The sequence below is a fragment of the Paenibacillus litoralis genome, assembly GCF_046244365.1.
GTDB lineage: Bacteria > Bacillota > Bacilli > Paenibacillales > NBRC-103111 > Paenibacillus_V.
This window is the reverse complement of record NZ_CP176395.1, coordinates 5,149,434-5,168,838: the sequence shown is the minus strand read 5'-3', so window position 1 is coordinate 5,168,838 and position 19,405 is coordinate 5,149,434. Positions and strand designations below refer to the sequence as shown.

The following is a 19,405-nucleotide window of genomic DNA, read 5'->3' as shown; positions in this document are numbered from 1 at the left end:
CCCAATTCCATTAATTACAATGCGATGGGCTGAGCTTTCCTCAGCGGGTGGATGCGCGGGTAGACGGCGTCCGGCGTAAACTGAACTTCCGCTTCTACCCCGTATACGTCGCGGATAATATCCGGAGTCAATACGTCGCGCGGTTTGCCGGTGAAGGCCAGATGGCCTTTCTGAATCACATAAATCTTGTCGCTGTACGCGCTGGCTTGGTTCAAATCGTGAAGCACCATGACGATCGTGATGCCGAGCTCCCGGTTGACGGACTTCACCAGCTCGAGCACTTCAAGCTGATGGGCGATATCCAAGTAAGTGGTCGGTTCGTCCAACAGCAACACCTTGGGGCGCTGGGCCAAAGCCATTGCAATCCAGGCGCGCTGCGCTTCGCCTCCGGACAGAGAAACGACGAGACGCTTGCGAAAAGGAACCATGCCGGTTTGCTCGATCGCCCAATCCACGATTTCGTAATCTTCGCCGGTCAGCCGCTCATACCACTTTTTGTGGGGAAGGCGTCCGTAGGAGACAAGCTCTTCCACCGTCATATCGGAGGGCGTCTGATTCGATTGGCACAAGATGCACATCATTTGGGAAATCCGCTTGCTGTGCATCGTACGGAGTTCTTGACCGGCAATGCAGACGCGGCCGCTTTCGCAGGGAATGAGTCTCGACATGCCCTTCAACAAAGTCGATTTGCCGGAGCCGTTCGGACCGATGATCGAGACGATTTCGCCTTCGTTTACTTGGAGAGTGAAGGCATTCACAATTTTGTTGCCGTCGTAACTTATCGTCAAGTCCTTGGCTTCGAGCATGTTAAACATCCCCTTTTCTCATCAAGTATAGGAAGTAAGGTCCCCCTGCGACGGCCATGACGATACCGGCCGGTATGTCGAGCGGGGCGAACAGCGATCTGCCAATCGTATCGGCCGTGAGCAGAACAAGCGCCCCCAAACCGATGCTCATCGGAATCATGTTCCGGTAATCGGAGCCTACCAGCATGCGTGCCATATGCGGCACGACGAGTCCGACAAAACCGACCATGCCGACGGTCGATACCGAAACGGCCGCCAAATAGACGGCGATAAACGAGAGAACGAGCCGTATCCGGTTGATATTTTCGCCTAAATTGAGGGCAGCCTGCTCGCCTAACCGTAAAACATTCGCTTGCCGGATGCAGAACAGCGCTGCAATCCATCCGACCACGGAATAAGGGAGCATGACGGTCACGTCGCCCATTCCTTTGCCGGACATGCTGCCGTTCAACCACTGCAAAGCCGCAGGAAGCTTATCGCTGTATAGAATGGACAGCAGGGCGATGATGCCGCCGAATACGGAGTTGACGGCAACGCCGGACAGAATGACCCGAATCGGTGTGATTCCCCGTTTCTTCCAAGCCAGCGCGTATACCATAATCGCCGCTGCCGAGCCTCCGACGATGGCGAATAGGGGAATCCACGAGGAATAGGTCGGCACGACCAGCAGGATGAACAATACCGCGACTGCAGCGCCGCTCGATACCCCGGTTAGTCCGGGATCGGCTAACGGATTATGCATGACCGCCTGGAGGAGCGCACCGGAGAGCGCCAAGTTGATCCCGATCAGAACCGCCAGCGTCACTCTCGGTATGCGTATATCCCACAGAATCGTGTCCGAAACGTCTCCGCCCTTGCCGACCAGAGCCGTCACGATTTCAATGGGCGAGAATCGAACGCTTCCGAGACCGATCGATAGTATGATTGCAATCGCAAGCAGGACGAACGTAATGCCGATCGTGACGCCCTTCGTTTTATTATGCTCTAGCACTTGCCTTCCTCCAATTCAACGGATAACGCGTCGTCGACTTTACTAGATCAGAACAGTTTTGCCGCTAATTCTTTGTATGCGTCAGGTGCTTTGACAATCGAAGCGACGCCGAACGTGTTGTAGTCCAGCGCTTTTACTTTGCTGTTCTTGAATGCGTTCAGCTTTTCCCAAGCGCCGTTCTTCTTGACGTCTTCCTCGAATTTCTTGATGGCGGCGTCCGGATCGCCGTGAGCGACGAGCAGAATGACATCCGGGTTAGCAGTAACAACGTTCTCCATGTTAAGCGCGACGTACGTTTCTTTGGATTTAAGCACATCCGACACCACGTTGGAGGCGCCGAGCTTTTTGGCCAAGCTGCCTGGGAACGTATTCTCGTTCATCAGCATGAACGATTCCGCCGAGCCGAACAGGAACATGACTTTCGGCGCCGTTTTTCCTTTGGCTACAGCCAGCGCATCGCTTTCTTGTTTGTCCAGCTTGGCGAAGAAGTCGTTTGCCTTCTGCTCCTGCTTGAATACACGGCTCAAGACCACCATGGAGAGCTTTAGCTCTTCAAGTGAGTCGGTCGGAATGTAGGCGGTTTTCAGATTCGCCGGCTTGAATTGCTTTTCCAAGGAATCCTTGATCGATGAGGGACCAAGCACGACGTCCGGCTGCAGCTTCGTCACTTGCTCGACGTCCGGCTTAAGGGCGGAGCCGATTTTTTGCACGTTCTTAAGCTCGTCGGCGAGCGCGATCGTGGAGGTTGGAACGCCGACAGGCATGATGCCAAGCGTATTAAGAATCTCGGCAATGGCCACGGATGCGCTGACTACTTTAGCAGGCGCTTGTTGGCCGAATTGAGCCTGAAGCTCGGCAGCTTTCGTTTCGTCCACTTTAAAAGACGGAGCTTTGCTAGGTGCAGCGGTTGGAGAGGAGGAAGCGGCCGCTCCTTGGGTACCGCTTGCGGAGGGCGAAGGAGACGCGGCCGGTTGGTTGCTGCTGCAGGCTACTGTCGCGGCGAGCAAAGGCACGCTCACGCACAAAGCCCATTTGCGAGATTTCTTATTCATGTGAACACCCCTTTATCATTATAGATGATATTGATTCTCAATATCACACATTTCTCTAGGATAGCATGGAAGTAATTTGCTTTCAATCCCAATTGAGAAAAATTATTATTATCAATTAGCGGTGATAGGAAAACGGCTATTAGGTTTTTGTTAGCCATTTCTTATTCTTCAGTCATGTAATGCCCGGCCGTTTTCCCTTACACTGAACGGAAATATAGAAGGGGTGATTCTGCGTGCGCGTGAGTAAAAAAGGGCTGGTCTGGATAATGGCCATAATCTTGATGGGAATCGTGTACGGCTGCAAGGACAAGGTTCCGTCATCGGACGACGGCATGCAAGCTTATTTGTCGGCCTGGATGAAGGGCGATTACGGGAGCATGTACGAGAAGCTTACCGACGGCGCGAAAGCGACAGTTGCCAAAGAAGACTTCGTAACGAAACATACATCCATTTACAGCGGTATTTCCGCTTCTGACTTGAACATCAAGCTTGCCTTTGCGTCTCACGATGAGGAAGCGGGGAATACCCGCGATACGTTCGGTATCCATGTTCAAATGAACACGATCGCCGGTGCCGTCGAATTCGATCAAACCGTTCCGATGGTGCTCGAGCATAATGAATGGCATGTGGAGTGGACCCCCGGCCTCTTGTTCCCGCAAATGACAGACGGAGATAAAGTGCGGGTGCAAGTGCTTAAAGCCGAACGAGGCGAAATTGTCGACCGGAGCGGTTACGGTCTTGCCGTCAATGAGGAGAAGCTAGCAATCGGAATCGTGCCGAAGGATTTGTCTGAACCGGCTGAGGAATCGATCAAAAAGCTGGCGGAGCTGCTGCAAATGAGCGTCCAGGATATCGATAGTAAACGGCAAGCATCCTGGGTGAAGCCGGATTATTTTGTTCCGCTTTCGATCGTTTCTACAAATGATCCGAAGCTTCTAACGATCCGTTCGGTCAAAGGGGTTGCATCGCAGCCCAAAAAAGTACGCGCCTATCCGCTCGATGAAGCTGCGGCGCATTTGATCGGCTATGTCGGCAAAATGAACGCGGAAGAGTGGGGACGGCTGAAGGAAAAAGGATACCAAGAGGATGACGCCCTCGGCAAAGCGGGCTTGGAGCAAGTATTCGAGGAGCGGCTGCGCGGAACGGACGGCGCCCGCATTTATATCGTCGATGCAAACGGCAAGGAAAAGGGGACGATTACCCGCAAGGATCCCGTTAACGGAAGCGAAATCAAGCTGACCGTCGACTCCGCCCTGCAAGCGCAGGTATTCAAGCAGCTCGAAGGGAACGCCGGCGCTGGAGCAGCCATCCATCCGGTAACGGGGGAAGTGCTGGCACTAGCCAGCTCGCCTTCGTATAACCCGAACCTTTTTGTATCGGGGGTTCCCGCGGAGACGTGGAAACGGTGGAACGAGGATCCCGATAAGCCGCTCCTCAACCGGTTTGCCCGAACGTTCTCTCCCGGCTCGGCCTTCAAACCGATAACGGCTGCGATTGCGCTTGATACGCATGCGATCGATCCGGAACAGGAGCGGGAAATCGCGGGCAAGCAGTGGAAGAAGGACGGCACATGGGGGAATTATTATGTGACCCGGGTATCCGCGGCTGCGACGAAGGTGAACCTGCTGAAAGCTCTTTTGTACTCTGACAACATCTATTTTGCGCAGACGGCGCTTGAAATGGGTGAGCAGCGTTTCCTTGCGGAAGCGGGGAAATTCGGTTTTGGCGAGCAGCTTCCCGTTCCGTATCCGCTGGACGTTTCGAAGCTTGCGAACCAAGCGATGAAAAATGACATCCAGCTGGCCGATTCCGGCTACGGGCAAGGGGAGGTTGTGATGAATCCGCTACACGTTGCGGCGGCATATACGGCGTTCGTGAACGGAGGAAATATGATAGCGCCGGTTCTTGAGCTGGAAGAGGGGAAGACTGCGCTAGGCAAGGTTTGGAAGCAAGGAGTGATTCGTCCGGAGACGGCGGCTGCAGTAACGAGCGATCTTATTCAAGTGGTGGATCATCCGGCCGGCACGGGGCATGACGCCAAGATAGAAGGTCTCGCGATCGCGGCGAAAACGGGCACGGCGGAGCTTAAGCAAAGCAAAGGGACGACCGGGAAGGAAGTCGGCTGGTTCGTTGCCTATAATACGGAGAAGCCCCGTCTGCTGCTCGCGCTTATGATCGAGAACGTTCAAGAACGCGGCGGAAGCCATCTACTGTCTCCCAAAGTAAAGGCGGTTTTCAAGCAATATTTACGATGAATCCGGGCTGTCTATCTTTGTGTGTTGCTTTTACAAGCGTTATCGTTCTATATTTTTATTACGGGGGTTAACTCCGAAATGCCGGCAACAAAGAAGGAGCATCGCTTTGGAACCATTTGCAAGCCTGTATGTCATGAGAGGGGATCCGGATCGGGTCGGCGTTCGTTTCGACATCGCTTCCGAAGAAACCGTGGTCGGCCGGGCGAGCAACGATTACATACCGGATATCCCTATATCCAATGCATTTATTTCCCGGCGTCATTTGATGATTCGCCGTGAAGACGGCAAAGCGGTGCTGTACGATCTCGGCAGCAAGCACGGAACGGAATTAGCGGGAAAGCCGCTAGAGCCGTACAAACCGTACCGGCTGCAGGAAGCGGACATCATCAGTCTTGCCAAAGGAACCGTCGTCATGCACTTCGCCTACGCGTTCGCGGATTATACGCTGGAAATGGAGACGAAGGGGCTGCTTAACCGTCTGAAGCTTGCGCATGCGCCGGTTATGCTTGAGAAAGAGAAGCGGGAATGCTATGTGGCGGGGAAGCGCATTTCGATGTCGGAGAAAGAATGGCTGCTTTTCGTTCAGTTGGTGGAGCGTGAAGGAGAGCTCGTCACGATCGAAGAGCTGAAGAAGTGCGTGTGGCCGGAGAGACCGGCTCAGGAAGACGGCATTCCCGACGTAGGCATCGAAGAATTGAATGCTCTTGTATACCGGGTGCGAAAGAAGATCGATACGCCGTACTGCGCCATTAAAACGGTGCGGGGAGTCGGCTATATGTATGAAGAGAGCGGCGAAATGCCGGAGGCCGGCTCCCTGTAGATCCGTTGCCGGCGACAATAGGCCGGATGAATGTTGAAGAAGAGTGGCTCCTTGCGGAGAAGCTCTTCTTTTTTTTGATTTGACGTTAGGGGCTTGTCCATATGACGAAACCCATTCCCCATCTATCGAAATTCCACCTATTTTGTCATAGTTTCGTAACTACTTTTGAAGGCGGTAAAGGTAAGATGAGAGTAAGAAGATACAAGCGAGATATTGGGGATACAGGGGGGATGGCACGAACGGCAAACCCGTTACAGCGTGGCAGCAGAGGGAATCGTTTGCTTTTGGCTAATGGTATATCTGGTTTGGAACATAGGGGTCTCATTCATTCCATATGCAGCATTGATTGTAACCGGGTAAAACTAGTAAACTATGAAGTACATCCTTTCGACTGCGAATCTCAACCTTCGACAAAAGCCGATAGCCAGGAAGAACAGCAAAGGTTGTTTGGAAATCAAAATACAGATAGATAGGCAGCGAACCCGGATGAGAGAGAAGCGAGCGCGAAAAAGAAGGAAAATGTTGGCTGTGTGGTTGGGGATCCTGTTTTTGGCTGGCGGCTGCGCCGGTGGCAAAGTGCTGTATTCCTCGTTTTATATGACGAGCAATGCGGCGGATCGCGGAGCGGAAACGGAGCAAGCCGTTCATGCGGTCGTTGTGCAAGACGAGCCGGCGCCGGCCAAAGCGGCGGTCGTTACAAATGCCGATACGCAGACGGTTAAGCACGGCACCGATGACGGAAACAAACCGAAAGAGAAGAACGACAACGCCGCTGAACTGCCGACAGGCGGTGCGAAGCCTGTGGAGCGGTCCGAGAAAGGCGCTGCGGAATCAAACAAAGCACCCGAAACCGGACATAAGAAAAATGTCAAGCCGATCGCATTAACGTTCGATGACGGGCCCGACACGAAATATACGCCGCAAATATTGGATATTCTAAAAGAGCATCAGGTAAAGGCGACGTTCTTCCTGGTCGGCAAGCAAATCGAGCTGCACCCGGATATCGTCAAACGAATTGTGAACGAAGGCCATGCGATCGGGAACCATTCCTGGGGCCATAGGCAGTTGAACAAGCTGACGACGGAAGAAATCAAGCAGGATCTGGATAAAACGGATCAATTGCTCAAAAGCATACTCGGCGAGGCGCCTGTCATGTTTCGCGCTCCTTACGGGGCGGTTTCCAAAACGCTGATAGACGAAGTGAAGTCGTCCGGCCGCGAAATGGTCAACTGGTCGGTCGATACCCGCGATTGGGCGGGCGTGTCTCCGGACGAGATGATGGAGACGGTTCGCAAGCAAATGAAGCCGGGAGGCATTGTGCTCATGCACAGCTTCGGCGGCAAAAACGGGAGCCTCGACAATACGGTAAAGCTGCTGCCAAAGCTGATCGGCGAGCTGCAGGAAGGCGGCTACTCGCTCGTAACGGTGCCTGAGCTTCATCCAAGCAAGCCATAACAAGGAAAGCGCCTGTCTGTTCCGCAAGAACAGGCGGGCGTTGTTGTTGAACTAGACATGCAAAGGAGTCATTCATGACGAGCAGATGGAAAGGTTGGTGCGCGCTGACGGCGCTGTCGCTTGCATTATCGGGATGCCAGCTCGTTTCGTCTCCGGTCGATCTGCTAAGGTCGCCCCAAATTTCGAGCATCCAGCAGGAAAGAAAGCAAGCGGTTATGCAGTTTATGCCGGCAACGGCTAAGCTGACCGTTCCGATTCATTCCAAGCAGTCAAGCGCGATTGTTGAAGCGGATTTGGACGGCGACGGGAAGCTGGAAACGGTCGCTTTTTACAAAAATGAAAAGAATGAGTACGAGCTGGGCATTCTGATTCTGCAAAAGAAAGAAGACGGATGGATCAAGCTCGGCGATCTGAAGGGCGTCGGGCGGGAGCTTCACTATGCCGACTTTATCGATTTAACCGGAGACGGCGTTCCGGAGATGGTGATCGGCTGGGCGGGCGGAGGCGACTTGTCGAAGGATCTGTCCGTATATATGGTGCAGCAGGGCAAGCCGCAAAAGTTGCAATCGCTGAAATATGACGATCTGGCTGCGGACGACCTGGACGGCGACGGCAGAACCGATCTGGTGCTGTTCCAAAACGACCGCGTGAAGCATGCGTCGCAGGCTTTGCTCTATACGATCAAGAACAGCGAGCTTGCGCTTGTCCAGACGCTTCCGCTCGAGTCGTACATAAACGGCTTCGTGCAGGTGAAGACCGGCCTTGCTACAGCGCAGCAAAAAGGCGTTTTCGTAGAAATGAGCGTAGGAGCCCACTCCAGCATGACTTCGCTGATCGTTATGGACAAGGGACGGCTGCGCGACGTATTCGCAAGCGACGGGAAGGAAGACCGGACGTTTGCTTTTAAAGCTTATCCAACGATCAATGAAGATATTAACGGTGACGGCATCGTCGAAATCGACATCCTGAAGGAGCCGCCTGACTCCGAAGGGTATGCCATGGCATTTATGCCTTGGATTCACGAATGGAACCGATGGGACGGCGGGAACGGACTCATCCCCGTCTACGAAAACTACTATGATAACAGTGTCGGCTATCGTTTCGATATTCCGGATAGATGGCGGGGACGGTATACCGCAACCAAGCAGGATGATAAAACGGATATCACGACCGCTTTCTACACGCTAGGCGCAAACGGCGGCAAACGGTTCGAGCTGCTCTCCATCGTCGGCGTGAAAGCAAGTGCCTGGAGCGAGCGCCAGAAGCAGCTGGCTCAAGCCGAAACGGATTATGAAATGGTCGGGGCCAATAACGGCTTCGTGATTTACGCAGTGCTTCCCAAAGGGGAGCCGGAAGGATCGGCGGAGGAAAATAAAACGTTTGCGGATCTTCGGTTGGATAAGACGGAGCTGGAATCGTTGCTGCGATTGCATTATATGGAGTATGTCAGGTGAACGGAAAGGAAGAACGATCGTGAAGGTGCTTTTGCTTGAAGATGAGGAGTCGATTCGCGGGTTCGTCCGCATCAACCTGAAGCGCAGCGGCATGGAGGTTATCGAGGCGGCTGCGGGCGAAGAGGCGCTGGAGCTGGCCGAACGCGAGGACGATATCGCGATCGCGCTGCTTGACGTGATGCTGCCGACGATCAGCGGGTTTGAAGTATGCCGCGAGCTTCGCCGGAAATATCCGCGCATGGGCATTATTATGCTGACGGCTAAAGCGCAGGATACGGATAAAGTGGAGGGACTCGAGCTCGGCGCGGACGATTATGTCGCCAAGCCGTTCAGTCCGATTGAGCTCGTCGCCAGGATCAAAGCGCTGCAGCGCCGTCTTCAGCCAGGGCAGGATGAGCGGGAGGCAAACGAGCTGCGCTCCGGTCCTTTCGTCATCAAGCTGGATGAACGAAAGCTGTTCAAGAGCGGCAAAGAGCTGGATGTGACGCCTACCGAATTGGCCATGATCAAGCTGCTGATGGAGCATGAAGGGAAGAGCGTAAGCCGCGACGACATTCTGGACAAAGTGTGGGGCAGACACTACGTAGGCGATTTGAAGATCGTCGACGTCAACATTAGGCGAATCCGCAAAAAAATCGAAAACGATTCGTCATGTCCGGCTTTTATCGAAACGGTTTGGGGATACGGGTATTTATGGAAAAAAGATCCAGGCTGAAAAGCGTCAGAAGCAGAGTCGTATGGAGTTTCGTAGCCGTTATCGTGTTTATCATTACCGTACTCGGCGGTTTGTTTATTGCAACGGTGAAGCAATATTATTACGGCAGCGCAGTCGAAGCCATGCGGGAACGAGCGTCCGTTACGACGGCTTTCTATAATCAATACGTTACCGCAATCTTCATTCAAGAGAAGGCGAGATATATTTTCGAGAACGTGTCCCCCGACGAGCTGGCCAAAATCGAAATCATCGATATGAACGGCAAGCTGGTGCTCGATTCGAACGGTTTTGCTTCCGGAATTACGATAAACACGGACGATGTCAAGCGGGCGCTGAAGGGCGAGTCGGCAAGCTGGGTCGGCACGGATCCGGCTACGCACGAAAAAATATTGGCGATTTCGAACGTGCTCTGGGAAAACGACCGGTCGATCGGCATCATCCGGTTTACGACCTCGCTCGAGCTTGTTGACCAAGCGATCGCCCGCGTTACCCGCTTGGCGCTTGCCGCAGGGTCGATCGTTATTTTGCTCTCGCTGGCGATGAGCCTGCTGCTGGCGAGACGTATCGTCAAACCGATCCGCGAGCTGACATCGGTAGCGAAGGTGATGGCCGGGGGCAATTTCAACAAGAAGGCGATTAAGCGGAATGACGATGAAATCGGCCGCCTGGCGGATACGCTTAATTATTTGTCCGAGGAAATTACGAAGAACGACCGGTTGAAGAACGAATTCATTTCGTCGGTGTCGCACGAGCTTCGAACGCCTCTAACGTCGATCAAGGGCTGGAGCGAGACGCTGCTTTCCGGGGATCTGGACGACCGGGACGAGACGAAGCTCGGGCTAAAAGTCATCACGAAGGAAACCGAGCGGCTGATCGGACTGGTCGAAGAGCTGCTGGATTTCTCGAAGCTGCAAGCGGGCGCGGTTAAAATGGTCCGTGAAACCGTCGATGTGAACCGGCTTGCCTCGGACATCGGCAATCAGTTTCATGCTGGCGGCTCCAGGAAGGGGCTGCATTTTCGCGTGGATACTTGCGAGGAGAATCTGTTAATCACCGGCGACGGCAACCGGCTGAAGCAGGTGCTTGTCAATCTGATCGACAATGCGATCAAATTTACGCCTGTAAGCGGTGAAGTCAGGCTGGAAACGATGCGCGAGGAGTCGTTTGCGGTCATACGCGTTCAAGACAACGGCGATGGAATCGCTCCGGAGGATTTGCCTCACGTTACCGATAAGTTTTATAAAGGGAGTACAAGCCGTCCGGGGAACGGACTCGGATTATCGATAAGCAAAGAGCTGGTGGAACTGCACGGGGGCACCCTGAAGGTGGAAAGCCGGTTGAACGAAGGAACGGTCGTCACGTTATCGTTGCCTTTGGCTAAATGATTGCAGCAGAACGCTAACGGTATCACTTTGCCGCGGAACCGGCCATATACTGAGTAAGCAGCGGTGCTCCAGAGTACGGCTCGTGCCGATTGGAGCCGCCGGAAGCGGCGGATATGGACTTCTGGGTAAAGGGGATGCTGACACATATGCCGAATCATCGCGTGCCTGAATCCGCACGGATCGGCCAGCATGTCGTCATCGAAGACGATGTCGTGCTTGGCGAACGGGTGGAGCTCGGGCATTTTTGCGTACTTCTTAAGGGCACGACAATCGGCGAGCGCTGCACGATCCAAACGCTGGCTTCTATGCCCCTGATAAAAGCCTTCGGCACGGCATAAGCCGGGGGTAAAATTGAACTTTCCTGCGGCTCGGCCGCATGATAAAATCAGGGTTGGCCAAAAGCATCAATGGCAGGGAGAGGACGAATGACGTGAACGCAATCGAACAAAGAATCGCCACGCTTAAAGCGTATATGCCGCTGTTGACGGCGAAGGATGATTTGGAACGCTTCTGGGTTGAAACGCTTGCGGAGTTCGCGGACAAGCCGCTTCGCGAGACGGTTGTCCGCGAGGCGACGCCGCTTGCCCAGGCGGATGTATATGCGGTTACCTATGAGGGATTTGACGATACGCCGATACACGGCTGGTATATTCTTCCGAAGTCCGCAGAGGGAAGCCGGGTGCCTTGCGTCGTAACGTTCCATGGTTATCACGGCGGCAAAGGCTATCCGGAGCAGTATTCGCAGTGGCTGTTAATGGGCTATGGCGTGTTTGCCATCGATATTCGGGGGCAGGGCGGAGAGACGGGCAACCGTTTGGCTAGCGAATTCGGCATGACGAGCGGATGGGTGAGTCAAGGAATTCTGGATAAGCGCAACGGCTATTATATGGCCACTACAATCGATTGCTTGAAAGCCGTCGAATGGGTGAGCAAGCAGGAACGGATCGATCCGGCCCATATTTATGTGACCGGATCGAGCCAGGGCGGCGGCCTCGCTCTGCTGACGGCCGCTTTGAGCGATAAGCCCGCGCTTGTAGTCGCGAATGTTCCGAACCTATGCCATATGGATTTCGGCATGCTCAATTCGACGGGCTCGCTAACGGAGCTGTCCAAATTCACGACAACCTTTCCGGACAGGCTTGCGGAAGTACTCGATACCGTCAGCTATTTCGACGTCATGAATATGGCGGAGCGCATTCGCATTCCGGTCATGATTTCCGTCGGGCTGAAGGATACGATATGCATGCCGGAAACCGTGTATGCGGCTTATAACCGGATGACCTGCCAAAAGGAAATCCACCCGTATCCGTTCATGGGTCATACGAACATCGGCTATCATAACCGGCTTGCCATGCGTTTTATGGAGCAATACCAGGCCCGTGCGGGACAATGACAAGAAGGGATACCCGCCAGATAGACGGATATCCCTTTGACAGCGTGAATAATGCCAATCTAAAGTTAGGAATGAGCTTAGGCTTGATCGGCGCGATACGTCTTTCTAGGCCAATAAAGTGATAACGAGCAGCACGTAAAGGGACAGCGTCAATATGAGATCGTTCGGACCGTAAAAGAATCGCGTATTCGGCGTATACGGGTTGACGCGCAAATACACATTGTACGGATCGACATTCACAATGACGCCTTCATACGACATGCCGTTTAATAATTGCACGCGCACGGTTTGGTTGACTTGCTGCTTGCATGTCGTATAGGCTTGATCCCTTGCCTGCTGCAAAACCTGCAGCGTCTCGGAATTCGCCTGATAAACGGACCGTTCTTGCGGTTGGGTCATGCGCATTCCTCCCGGCAGAGCCAGCTTCGCCGGCTTTTCTATCATCGTATGCCGGATGGGCGGCCATTATGTGCATCCCTGCGAATAACCGATATCGCGCGAATAGGAAATAGTCTGTGAAGCGGAAGGAGTAAGCCGTCATGAAGCAAGCGCCTGTTGGAACTGTGAAGGACATTTACCGTTATCCGGTCAAGTCGATGGCGGGAGAGCGGATACCGGAGACCAAAGTGGAGGCATACGGGTTGTACGGAGACCGGTGCTACGCGTTCACGGATCGGACCAAGCAAGGCTGGTCCCGCTACATAACGGCGAGAGAGGTTCCTGAGCTGCTGTCTTACCGTGCACGGCTGGCGGATCATTCGGAGTCGGAGACTGGGATGGACGCGGCGGTACCTCAGGTTGTCATTTCGGCTCCGGACGGACGTTTGCTGGAGTGGGAGGAAGAGCTTCTGCGAACGATTCCCGGTTTGCAAGGACGCCATGCCGACATGGAGACTTTCGTGCCGGGTTCGGATCCGTCCTCCGATCTGCCCGGTCTGCTAGCCGTCGACTCCGCCGGCGTGCTGCTTATTACGGAGCCCTCGCTGCGTAAGCTGGAGTCGTTATGGGGCAATGAAGCGGACATTAGAAGATTCCGCCCCAATATCGTCATTTCGCTGGACGCTGACGTTCCTTTTGCGGAGAAGAATTGGATCGGAAGCAGGCTGATTGTCGGAAACGCTGTTTTTCAAGCGGATTTGCTCTGCGAACGCTGTTCCATGATCGGGCTCGACCCGGATACTCTCGAAAGGAATTCGACACTGCTGAGAACGGTAGTAGCCGAACTCGATGGCTGCTTCGGTTTATATGCGTCGGTACTTGCAAGCGGGAGCTTACGTGTGGGGGATACGCTGTATATAGCGGAAGCGGAAAATCGGGTATAGAAACGCGATAGAATCGGGAGTGTTTTTTTGCCCCGTGTAGGCGAACGTCTAGTCGGCGCGAGTTCCCGTACATATGCTGTGATGAACGTCTATACTACCGCAAAGGGTGACGGCGCATGTACGGGCAAAATCCTTCACATTATCCTCCCGCTCCTCCCGGAATTCCGGGAAACCCGGGGGTGCTCCATAAAGCGCAGAACTTGATTGGGCGCAATGTCGGCATTTCGCTTGCGAACGGCCAAGGTGTTTCGGGCGTTATTTGCGGCGTCCGTCAGAACGAAGTTTATGTTCTACAATATTTGTACCATACGCAGTTCGCCACGTTTCACTATCCGGTATCCGGCATCCGGGACATTTTGCCTTTCCCGCCCTGTCATCATGGCGGCGGACATGGGCACGGCCAAGGTCCGTATTACTGAAAAGCATAGCGTTCGTGAAAGAGGCTGTCTTGAAAACCGTAAAAATGGCGGAGGGATTGCCTCTTCGTATGAGTGGGTCAACCGGATATTACTGGTTGGCCTCTTTACGATTCGTGGGTATCTCTCTATCCTATTCCGCACGTTACCCGCACGAATGGGGGAATGCTCAGAATGAACGGTAAGTTACTTTAAAGGTTGTCATTTATTGTTTTGCAGACATCCGACCCGAGGAGTATAATAATCTACGTGCATTTCCATTAAACAACCTATGGTCAAATAAATAGTGAACAGCACCGTTCTCGAAGTTACGGGGGTCTAACTAACATCATGTACGGAAAAAAGGTCCGCTTGTTGACGGCTGAAGAAGCAGCCGGGCTCGTACAGTCCAATCAAACGATAGCGGTGGCCGGTTTTGTCGGAACCGGTCATCCCGAAGCGCTCACATCCGCGCTCGAAAAGCGTTTTTTGCACGAAAAGGCCCCGATGGGCTTATCCCTTGTCTGTGCGACCGGGCAAGGAGACGGCTCGGGACGAGGTCTCGATCATCTCGCGCACGAAGGGTTGTTGAAGCGGGTAATCAGCGGACATTTCGTGGCGATGCCGGCTGTTACGAAGCTTGCGGTTCAAGGGAAGATCGAAGCGTACAATTTCCCGCAAGGCGTCATCGCCCACTTGTTCCGGGATATCGCGGCGGGCAAGCCGGGCACGCTGACGCAGGTCGGACTGCACACGTTCGTCGACCCGCGGCATTCCGGAGGCAAGCTCAACGAAGCGACGGCCGAGGAACTGGTTGATCGCGTCGAACTGGCAGGCGAGGATTTTTTATTGTATAAATCGTTTCCGGTCGATGTCGCATTCCTGAGAGGAACAACGGCCGATGAATACGGAAACGTGTCGATGGAGAAAGAAGCGATCACGCTCGAAACGTTCGCAGCTGCGCAAGCGGCGCGCAACAGCGGCGGAATCGTTATCGTTCAAGTGGAGCGGCTCGCCGTCGGCGGCTCGCTCGATCCGCAGCAGGTCGTGCTGCCGAACGTGTTGGTCGATGCCGTTGTCGTCGCCGAATCGGAGCATCATCCGCAATCCTTTACGGAGCGGTTCAATCCGTCCTATACGGGCCAAATCCGCGAAGTTAGAGACCGGTTAGAGCCGCTGAGGCTCGATGAACGCAAAATGATTGCGAGAAGGGCGATCCGGGAGCTTGCGGCAGGAGACGTAGTCAACCTCGGAATCGGTATTCCCGAAGGGATCGGCTATGTGGCCAGCGAGGAAGGCAGAACCGATTTCACGCTCGTCCTCGATTCGGGGCCGATCGGCGGCATTCCGGCCAAAGGTTTCAGCTTCGGTGCGTCGACCAATCCCTATGCCGTGCTGGACATGCCTTCCGCGTTCGATTTTATCGACGGCGGAGGTATCGACACCGCTTTTCTCGGTATGGCGGAGGCCGATCCGCAAGGTAACGTGAACGTCAGCAAATACGGCGGATCGATTACCGGCTGCGGCGGGTTTATCAATATTAGCCATAATGCCAAGAAAGTCGTGTTCTGCTCGACCTTCACGGCAGGCGGATTGCGCGTACAAGCGGCCGACGGCAAATTATGCATCGTGCAAGAGGGCCGCCACCGGAAGTTCGTGGACCGGATCGGCCATTTGACCTTTAATGCCGCCTATGCCAGCCAGAAGGGCATTACGGTTCTGTATGTGACGGAACGCGCGGTCTTCCGGATTGTGCCGGACGGTCTTGAACTGACCGAAATCGCGCCGGGGATCGATTTGGAGAAGGACGTCCTTGCCCAAATGGGCTTTCGCCCTTCGATCAGTCCGGAGCTGCGCCTGATGGACGAATCGATATTTCGGTGAAAGCGAATGAAGCGTGTCCGGGGAAGCGGTTCCCCGGACTTTTGTCTTTTCATGGAATCAGCTGCCGTCTCTGCTCGTCGTATCGCTGTAATAGATGGAGGACAAGATTGACCATAATATGGTAAAATAAGTGCGGTATTCTAAATGAAGGAGCTGTGCAAATGAGCGAAAACCTTTTGGTCACGAGAATCGGTTATACCTATGTGCCTACAGCGAATATCGAGCAGTCGATCGACTGGTATGTACGAAACCTGGAGCTGCGATTGGTTCAATCGCTCGAGGACCGGGGCTCGCGAATCGCCGTGCTCCATTATCCGCACCTGCATGCGATCGCGCTGCTGCTTGTCGAAACGAATGCGAAGCAGCCGCTGGAGATTAACCGGAACGGCGCCGCTTTTCCGATTATGGCGATGAACTGCCCCGATATTGAAAATACGTACAATAGACTGACGCAAAACGGCGTCGACATCGTCAAGCCATTGACGGCGTTAGGCGCAGGCGAGGCAAGATATTTTTATTTCAGGGATAACGAAGGGAATTTGCTGGAGGGCGCTTGGTCGATCTGGGATCCGGAGGATGCGGTAAAGGAAAGCTTTGGAACAACGCGCAATCATACATGAGGGAGCGGCAGAATGAGTTACGAACTGACGGTGCATGTGAAGGAACTGAACGACGGAATTATCCCGCAATGGCTGGAGGAGATCAGGAAGTTTAACATGGATGCGGATATTCATCCGGATTTTTCGTTCGAGCGTCACTCCGGTTTTTTGCCGTTTCGAATCGTCGTTTACGACTGTCCGAATCGAGCGCTTAACCGCATGGAGCTTTTATCCGGGTACGAAATAGGGATCCAAACCTACAAACATCCGAAACCGGTGGAATCGCTTTGGTCCAAGCTGTTTGACAAGAAAGCCGAGGAGTCGCCGCTCGAAAAAACGTTAAAGCAAGCCAAGCATGAGGTATTGTTCTCGGTAAGCGCGGGCGACAGCTTCGAATTCAGACTGGCTTGGTTCTCTGCGGCGGCTTTAACGATAGTGTGCGGAGGCATTCTGACGGATCCCCAGGAAGGCGAACGGATGGATGCCGCGAAGGCGATCCGCTGCGCTTATCAAATCGTGATCGACAATGAGAAGGAAATCGGTGAGAACGATTGGAGGACGCACGAATTTAAAGAATGGCTGAGCTGAGCCCAATTGATCCGTCGCCAGCCGGATCGAATAAAGATGAGGGATGGGACCGTTAAAGATTTAGGAGGATAAGCAGCATGGAAATCAGACTGTTACGAGCGGACGAACGGTTGCCGATGGCGTTATTGCTTTTGGCTGACCCGGAGGAGCAGGTTGTTCAAGATTACGCGACGCGCTGCAAGTGCTACGTTATGGAAAAGGACGGAGATTTCGTCGGCGCCTACATGCTTCTCCCGACGAGGCCGCATACGGTCGAGCTGGTGAATATCGCGGTTGCGGAAGAGATGCAGGGACAAGGACTGGGCGGTAAATTGGTCAAGCATGCGATCGAAACGTCCAGAGGCTTCGGCTATAAGACGATCGAGGTCGGAACGGGCAATTCCAGCGTGATGCAGCTTTATTTGTATCAGAAGTGCGGATTTCGCATTACGGGCGTGGATCCGGACTTTTTTGTCAGGCATTACAAGGAACCGATTTATGAGAACGGCATTCCGTGCCGGGACATGATTCGCTTGCAGCAGGATTTGTACTAATATTCGGCGAGCGGACGAGTGAACGCATACACACGAATGAGAATAGCTTCAACCACGAAGGCAGCTATCCGGATAGCTGTCTTTTTGTTTGTCGCTATGAACTTCGTTGCCGGTTCTGGCTTAATCCCGATCATCGGGGCGAATCCCGGCTCTTTGGTCATTCCGAATAAGGATATGCTAAGTTAACGGTTCGATACTCGCGGGTTGCATACGGTTCGTCTCTAGGCCTGTATTTGGAGGTTAATTTCTTCATAACCGTGTCGTCGAAGCCGTTTATCCTAAGAATATCCTGCAGCAGGGATAGTCAGACGAAGAGGTTGGCGCTATAATGGAAGTGTAGTGAGAACGATTATCATTATACGGAGCGCACAGCCATGAGCACAATGGACTTTCACCATAACTTTAATCTTTTCTTCGACGGACTTCAGCTGCCAAGAAGGAGCAAGGACCGGACGGAGCATATGACGCTTCGGGCCCAGGTAGGAGAAGGGACTATTCGCAGGCTGGTCCCCCGGTTCGAAATGGAGGTCGTCATGTCGGAGTACACGTTTCATCGCAGCCGCACTATGAAGCTTTTTCCTAAAGCGCCCATGGTGGAGTTGAGCTATTGCATTCAAGGATCGAGAGAAGTGAGCGCAGCCGGCAATCGTCACGAATTCGTGCCCGGAAGCTGCGCGCTTCAGTTTATGAATTTGCAGAAGGAGGTTCACTTCGAATTTTATGGCAACGAGCCGTTTCTTCTACTCGGCATAGGCATTCCTGTGTCGACGTTCCATCATTTTATGGAGGATGAAAACGGGACGCGAACGGTCGACTTTACCAGCATTCTTGGGGGCCGGGGCTTTCAAATATTCCAAGATACGATCGATCCGGTCGCATCCGTAGTCCTGAATCGACTCGTCCAATCTTCCCGAACGCGCGGAACCTTACATTACGAGATCGAATGCGGCGTGATGGAAATCCTTTCGACCGCTTTTCGTTCGTTCCTGTTTGACGGGAAACCCGAGTCATCCAAGCTGAGCAAGGACGATATGGAAAAAATCCGGCTGGCGCGAAGGATCATGATGGAGCGGATGGCCGAACCGCCTACGCTGATCGGGCTTTCCCGAATGATCGGGTTAAACGACTATAAGTTGAAGGTAGGCTTCAAGGAAATGTACGGCACGACCGTTTTCGGCTCAGGCTATTGGTTTTCGTTCGTTTCGTTTACGCGGACTTTACGATTCTCGGCATCGGCATCGGCTTCACGCTGCTGGGATACAGCGCAGGCGCTTCCGAAGCGGTGCAGGATCACGAGCAGAGGAGCGTCGCCTCCTTCATCGCGGCGCTGCAAGGAGGAGGCGCCTTCATCGGCCCCGTTACCGGGACGGCTTTGTATACGGCGAACAAGGCGCTGCCTTATTCCTTCTGTTTGCTGCTTATCTGCGTTTCCGGGTTGTTCGTGCTCGGGCGCGGAATGTTGCGTTTAGAAGACGCCCAGCGGGGGAGATCCGCATAATGCTCTATGGAAGCCTTCCGGCGTTTATCGCAGGGAAGGCTTTTTTTTGACAAATTCGGAAATCCGCTGACGTCCGGTTACCCGGCAACCCGATTCAACCAGGGAGGACGGAACGGCGCAGCCGGTAAAAAAGGGGAGGCAAATCGTAGAATTTGTACAAAAAAATCGTAGCTTTTGTCCATTGCCATTTCACAGGGGGTGGCCTACAATTTACGGAGTGGTAATGAGAATCAATATCACTAGGAGTGCGAGGACGGTTT

The 19,405-nt window shown here is 53.6% G+C and carries 20 protein-coding genes; 16 read left to right on the top strand and 4 right to left on the bottom strand.

The features are described from left to right. Positions 1 to 14: 14 nt before the first annotated feature. The 3 genes from ACKGJP_RS21695 to ACKGJP_RS21685 are packed head-to-tail and all read right to left on the bottom strand — an operon-like array spanning position 15 to position 2,849. Positions 15 to 806 carry an ABC transporter ATP-binding protein gene (locus ACKGJP_RS21695; protein ID WP_409340887.1) on the bottom strand — a complete coding sequence of 264 codons (792 nt, stop codon included), beginning with the start codon at positions 804 to 806 and terminating at the stop codon, positions 15 to 17. A 1-nt stretch (position 807) separates the two neighbouring features. Continuing rightward, the gene (locus ACKGJP_RS21690) at positions 808 to 1,797 is read right to left on the bottom strand and encodes a FecCD family ABC transporter permease (protein ID WP_409340886.1); all 990 of its coding nucleotides are present in this window, start codon (positions 1,795 to 1,797) and stop codon (positions 808 to 810) included. 47 nt (positions 1,798 to 1,844) lie between these two features. After that, positions 1,845 to 2,849, bottom strand: a complete 1,005-nt coding sequence (locus ACKGJP_RS21685) for an ABC transporter substrate-binding protein (protein WP_409340885.1) — start codon at positions 2,847 to 2,849, stop codon at positions 1,845 to 1,847. Positions 2,850 to 3,082: 233 nt separating this feature from the next. Between ACKGJP_RS21685 and ACKGJP_RS21680 the strand changes: the two genes are divergently transcribed. From ACKGJP_RS21680 to ACKGJP_RS21640, 9 genes are all read left to right on the top strand, one after another. Next, positions 3,083 to 5,104: a penicillin-binding transpeptidase domain-containing protein gene (locus tag ACKGJP_RS21680; protein WP_409340884.1), complete on the top strand. Its 2,022-nt coding sequence runs from the start codon at positions 3,083 to 3,085 to the stop codon at positions 5,102 to 5,104. 106 nt (positions 5,105 to 5,210) lie between these two features. Further along, the gene (locus ACKGJP_RS21675) at positions 5,211 to 5,924 is read left to right on the top strand and encodes an FHA domain-containing protein (protein WP_409340883.1); all 714 of its coding nucleotides are present in this window, start codon (positions 5,211 to 5,213) and stop codon (positions 5,922 to 5,924) included. 101 nt (positions 5,925 to 6,025) lie between these two features. Then, entirely contained in the window at positions 6,026 to 6,397 is a 372-nt protein-coding gene (locus ACKGJP_RS21670; RefSeq protein WP_409340882.1) for a hypothetical protein, read from the top strand. Positions 6,398 to 6,452: 55 nt separating this feature from the next. Next, positions 6,453 to 7,379, top strand: a complete 927-nt coding sequence (locus ACKGJP_RS21665) for a polysaccharide deacetylase family protein (protein WP_409340881.1) — start codon at positions 6,453 to 6,455, stop codon at positions 7,377 to 7,379. A gap of 74 nt (positions 7,380 to 7,453) precedes the next feature. After that, positions 7,454 to 8,833 carry a hypothetical protein gene (locus ACKGJP_RS21660; RefSeq protein WP_409340880.1) on the top strand — a complete coding sequence of 460 codons (1,380 nt, stop codon included), beginning with the start codon at positions 7,454 to 7,456 and terminating at the stop codon, positions 8,831 to 8,833. A gap of 19 nt (positions 8,834 to 8,852) precedes the next feature. Further along, positions 8,853 to 9,548 carry a response regulator transcription factor gene (locus ACKGJP_RS21655; RefSeq protein ID WP_409340879.1) on the top strand — a complete coding sequence of 232 codons (696 nt, stop codon included), beginning with the start codon at positions 8,853 to 8,855 and terminating at the stop codon, positions 9,546 to 9,548. Further along, entirely contained in the window at positions 9,527 to 10,933 is a 1,407-nt protein-coding gene (locus ACKGJP_RS21650) for an ATP-binding protein (protein WP_409340878.1), read from the top strand. Before ACKGJP_RS21655 ends, ACKGJP_RS21650 begins: the two co-directional genes overlap by 22 nt. Before the next feature lie 113 nt (positions 10,934 to 11,046). Further along, positions 11,047 to 11,271: a hypothetical protein gene (locus ACKGJP_RS21645; protein ID WP_409340877.1), complete on the top strand. Its 225-nt coding sequence runs from the start codon at positions 11,047 to 11,049 to the stop codon at positions 11,269 to 11,271. 92 nt (positions 11,272 to 11,363) lie between these two features. Then, positions 11,364 to 12,326: an acetylxylan esterase gene (locus tag ACKGJP_RS21640; protein WP_409340876.1), complete on the top strand. Its 963-nt coding sequence runs from the start codon at positions 11,364 to 11,366 to the stop codon at positions 12,324 to 12,326. A 105-nt stretch (positions 12,327 to 12,431) separates the two neighbouring features. Here ACKGJP_RS21640 and ACKGJP_RS21635 read toward each other — a convergent pair whose 3' ends face one another. Then, the gene (locus tag ACKGJP_RS21635; RefSeq protein ID WP_409340875.1) at positions 12,432 to 12,725 is read right to left on the bottom strand and encodes an acetyl-CoA acetyltransferase; all 294 of its coding nucleotides are present in this window, start codon (positions 12,723 to 12,725) and stop codon (positions 12,432 to 12,434) included. A 140-nt stretch (positions 12,726 to 12,865) separates the two neighbouring features. On the opposite strand from ACKGJP_RS21635, the gene ACKGJP_RS21630 reads away from it, so the two are divergent. From ACKGJP_RS21630 to ACKGJP_RS21600, 7 genes are all read left to right on the top strand, one after another. Continuing rightward, positions 12,866 to 13,648 carry an MOSC domain-containing protein gene (locus ACKGJP_RS21630; RefSeq protein ID WP_409340874.1) on the top strand — a complete coding sequence of 261 codons (783 nt, stop codon included), beginning with the start codon at positions 12,866 to 12,868 and terminating at the stop codon, positions 13,646 to 13,648. A 179-nt stretch (positions 13,649 to 13,827) separates the two neighbouring features. Then, entirely contained in the window at positions 13,828 to 14,067 is a 240-nt protein-coding gene (locus ACKGJP_RS21625) for a hypothetical protein (RefSeq protein ID WP_409340873.1), read from the top strand. A 327-nt stretch (positions 14,068 to 14,394) separates the two neighbouring features. Then, a complete protein-coding gene (locus ACKGJP_RS21620; RefSeq protein ID WP_409340872.1) occupies positions 14,395 to 15,927 on the top strand; it encodes an acyl CoA:acetate/3-ketoacid CoA transferase in 1,533 nt (510 codons plus the stop codon). Positions 15,928 to 16,088: 161 nt separating this feature from the next. Then, on the top strand, positions 16,089 to 16,547 hold the full coding sequence (locus tag ACKGJP_RS21615) for a VOC family protein (RefSeq protein WP_409340871.1): 459 nt from the start codon (positions 16,089 to 16,091) through the stop codon (positions 16,545 to 16,547). A 12-nt stretch (positions 16,548 to 16,559) separates the two neighbouring features. Beyond that, positions 16,560 to 17,114, top strand: a complete 555-nt coding sequence (locus tag ACKGJP_RS21610) for a hypothetical protein (RefSeq protein WP_409340870.1) — start codon at positions 16,560 to 16,562, stop codon at positions 17,112 to 17,114. A 77-nt stretch (positions 17,115 to 17,191) separates the two neighbouring features. Continuing rightward, the gene (locus ACKGJP_RS21605) at positions 17,192 to 17,647 is read left to right on the top strand and encodes a GNAT family N-acetyltransferase (protein WP_409340869.1); all 456 of its coding nucleotides are present in this window, start codon (positions 17,192 to 17,194) and stop codon (positions 17,645 to 17,647) included. Between the two features lie 374 nt (positions 17,648 to 18,021). After that, positions 18,022 to 19,116, top strand: coding sequence for an AraC family transcriptional regulator (locus ACKGJP_RS21600; protein WP_409340868.1), 1,095 nt, complete (start codon positions 18,022 to 18,024; stop codon positions 19,114 to 19,116). Positions 19,117 to 19,405: the final 289 nt, after the last annotated feature.

Excerpts from the sequence above, each read along its gene's own strand:
- ACKGJP_RS21645 (WP_409340877.1), top strand. The coding sequence starts at position 11,047 with ATGGACTTCTGGGTAAAGGGGATGCTGACACATATGCCGAATCATCGC.
- ACKGJP_RS21630 (WP_409340874.1), top strand. The coding sequence starts at position 12,866 with ATGAAGCAAGCGCCTGTTGGAACTGTGAAGGACATTTACCGTTATCCG.
- ACKGJP_RS21605 (WP_409340869.1), top strand. The coding sequence starts at position 17,192 with ATGGAAATCAGACTGTTACGAGCGGACGAACGGTTGCCGATGGCGTTA.
- ACKGJP_RS21620 (WP_409340872.1), top strand. The coding sequence starts at position 14,395 with ATGTACGGAAAAAAGGTCCGCTTGTTGACGGCTGAAGAAGCAGCCGGG.
- ACKGJP_RS21650 (WP_409340878.1), top strand. The coding sequence starts at position 9,527 with ATGGAAAAAAGATCCAGGCTGAAAAGCGTCAGAAGCAGAGTCGTATGG.
- ACKGJP_RS21660 (WP_409340880.1), top strand. The coding sequence starts at position 7,454 with ATGACGAGCAGATGGAAAGGTTGGTGCGCGCTGACGGCGCTGTCGCTT.
- ACKGJP_RS21635 (WP_409340875.1), bottom strand. The coding sequence starts at position 12,725 with ATGACCCAACCGCAAGAACGGTCCGTTTATCAGGCGAATTCCGAGACG.
- ACKGJP_RS21670 (WP_409340882.1), top strand. The coding sequence starts at position 6,026 with ATGACGAAACCCATTCCCCATCTATCGAAATTCCACCTATTTTGTCAT.
- ACKGJP_RS21685 (WP_409340885.1), bottom strand. The coding sequence starts at position 2,849 with ATGAATAAGAAATCTCGCAAATGGGCTTTGTGCGTGAGCGTGCCTTTG.
- ACKGJP_RS21695 (WP_409340887.1), bottom strand. The coding sequence starts at position 806 with ATGCTCGAAGCCAAGGACTTGACGATAAGTTACGACGGCAACAAAATT.
- ACKGJP_RS21610 (WP_409340870.1), top strand. The coding sequence starts at position 16,560 with ATGAGTTACGAACTGACGGTGCATGTGAAGGAACTGAACGACGGAATT.
- ACKGJP_RS21600 (WP_409340868.1), top strand. The coding sequence starts at position 18,022 with ATGAGCACAATGGACTTTCACCATAACTTTAATCTTTTCTTCGACGGA.
- ACKGJP_RS21615 (WP_409340871.1), top strand. The coding sequence starts at position 16,089 with ATGAGCGAAAACCTTTTGGTCACGAGAATCGGTTATACCTATGTGCCT.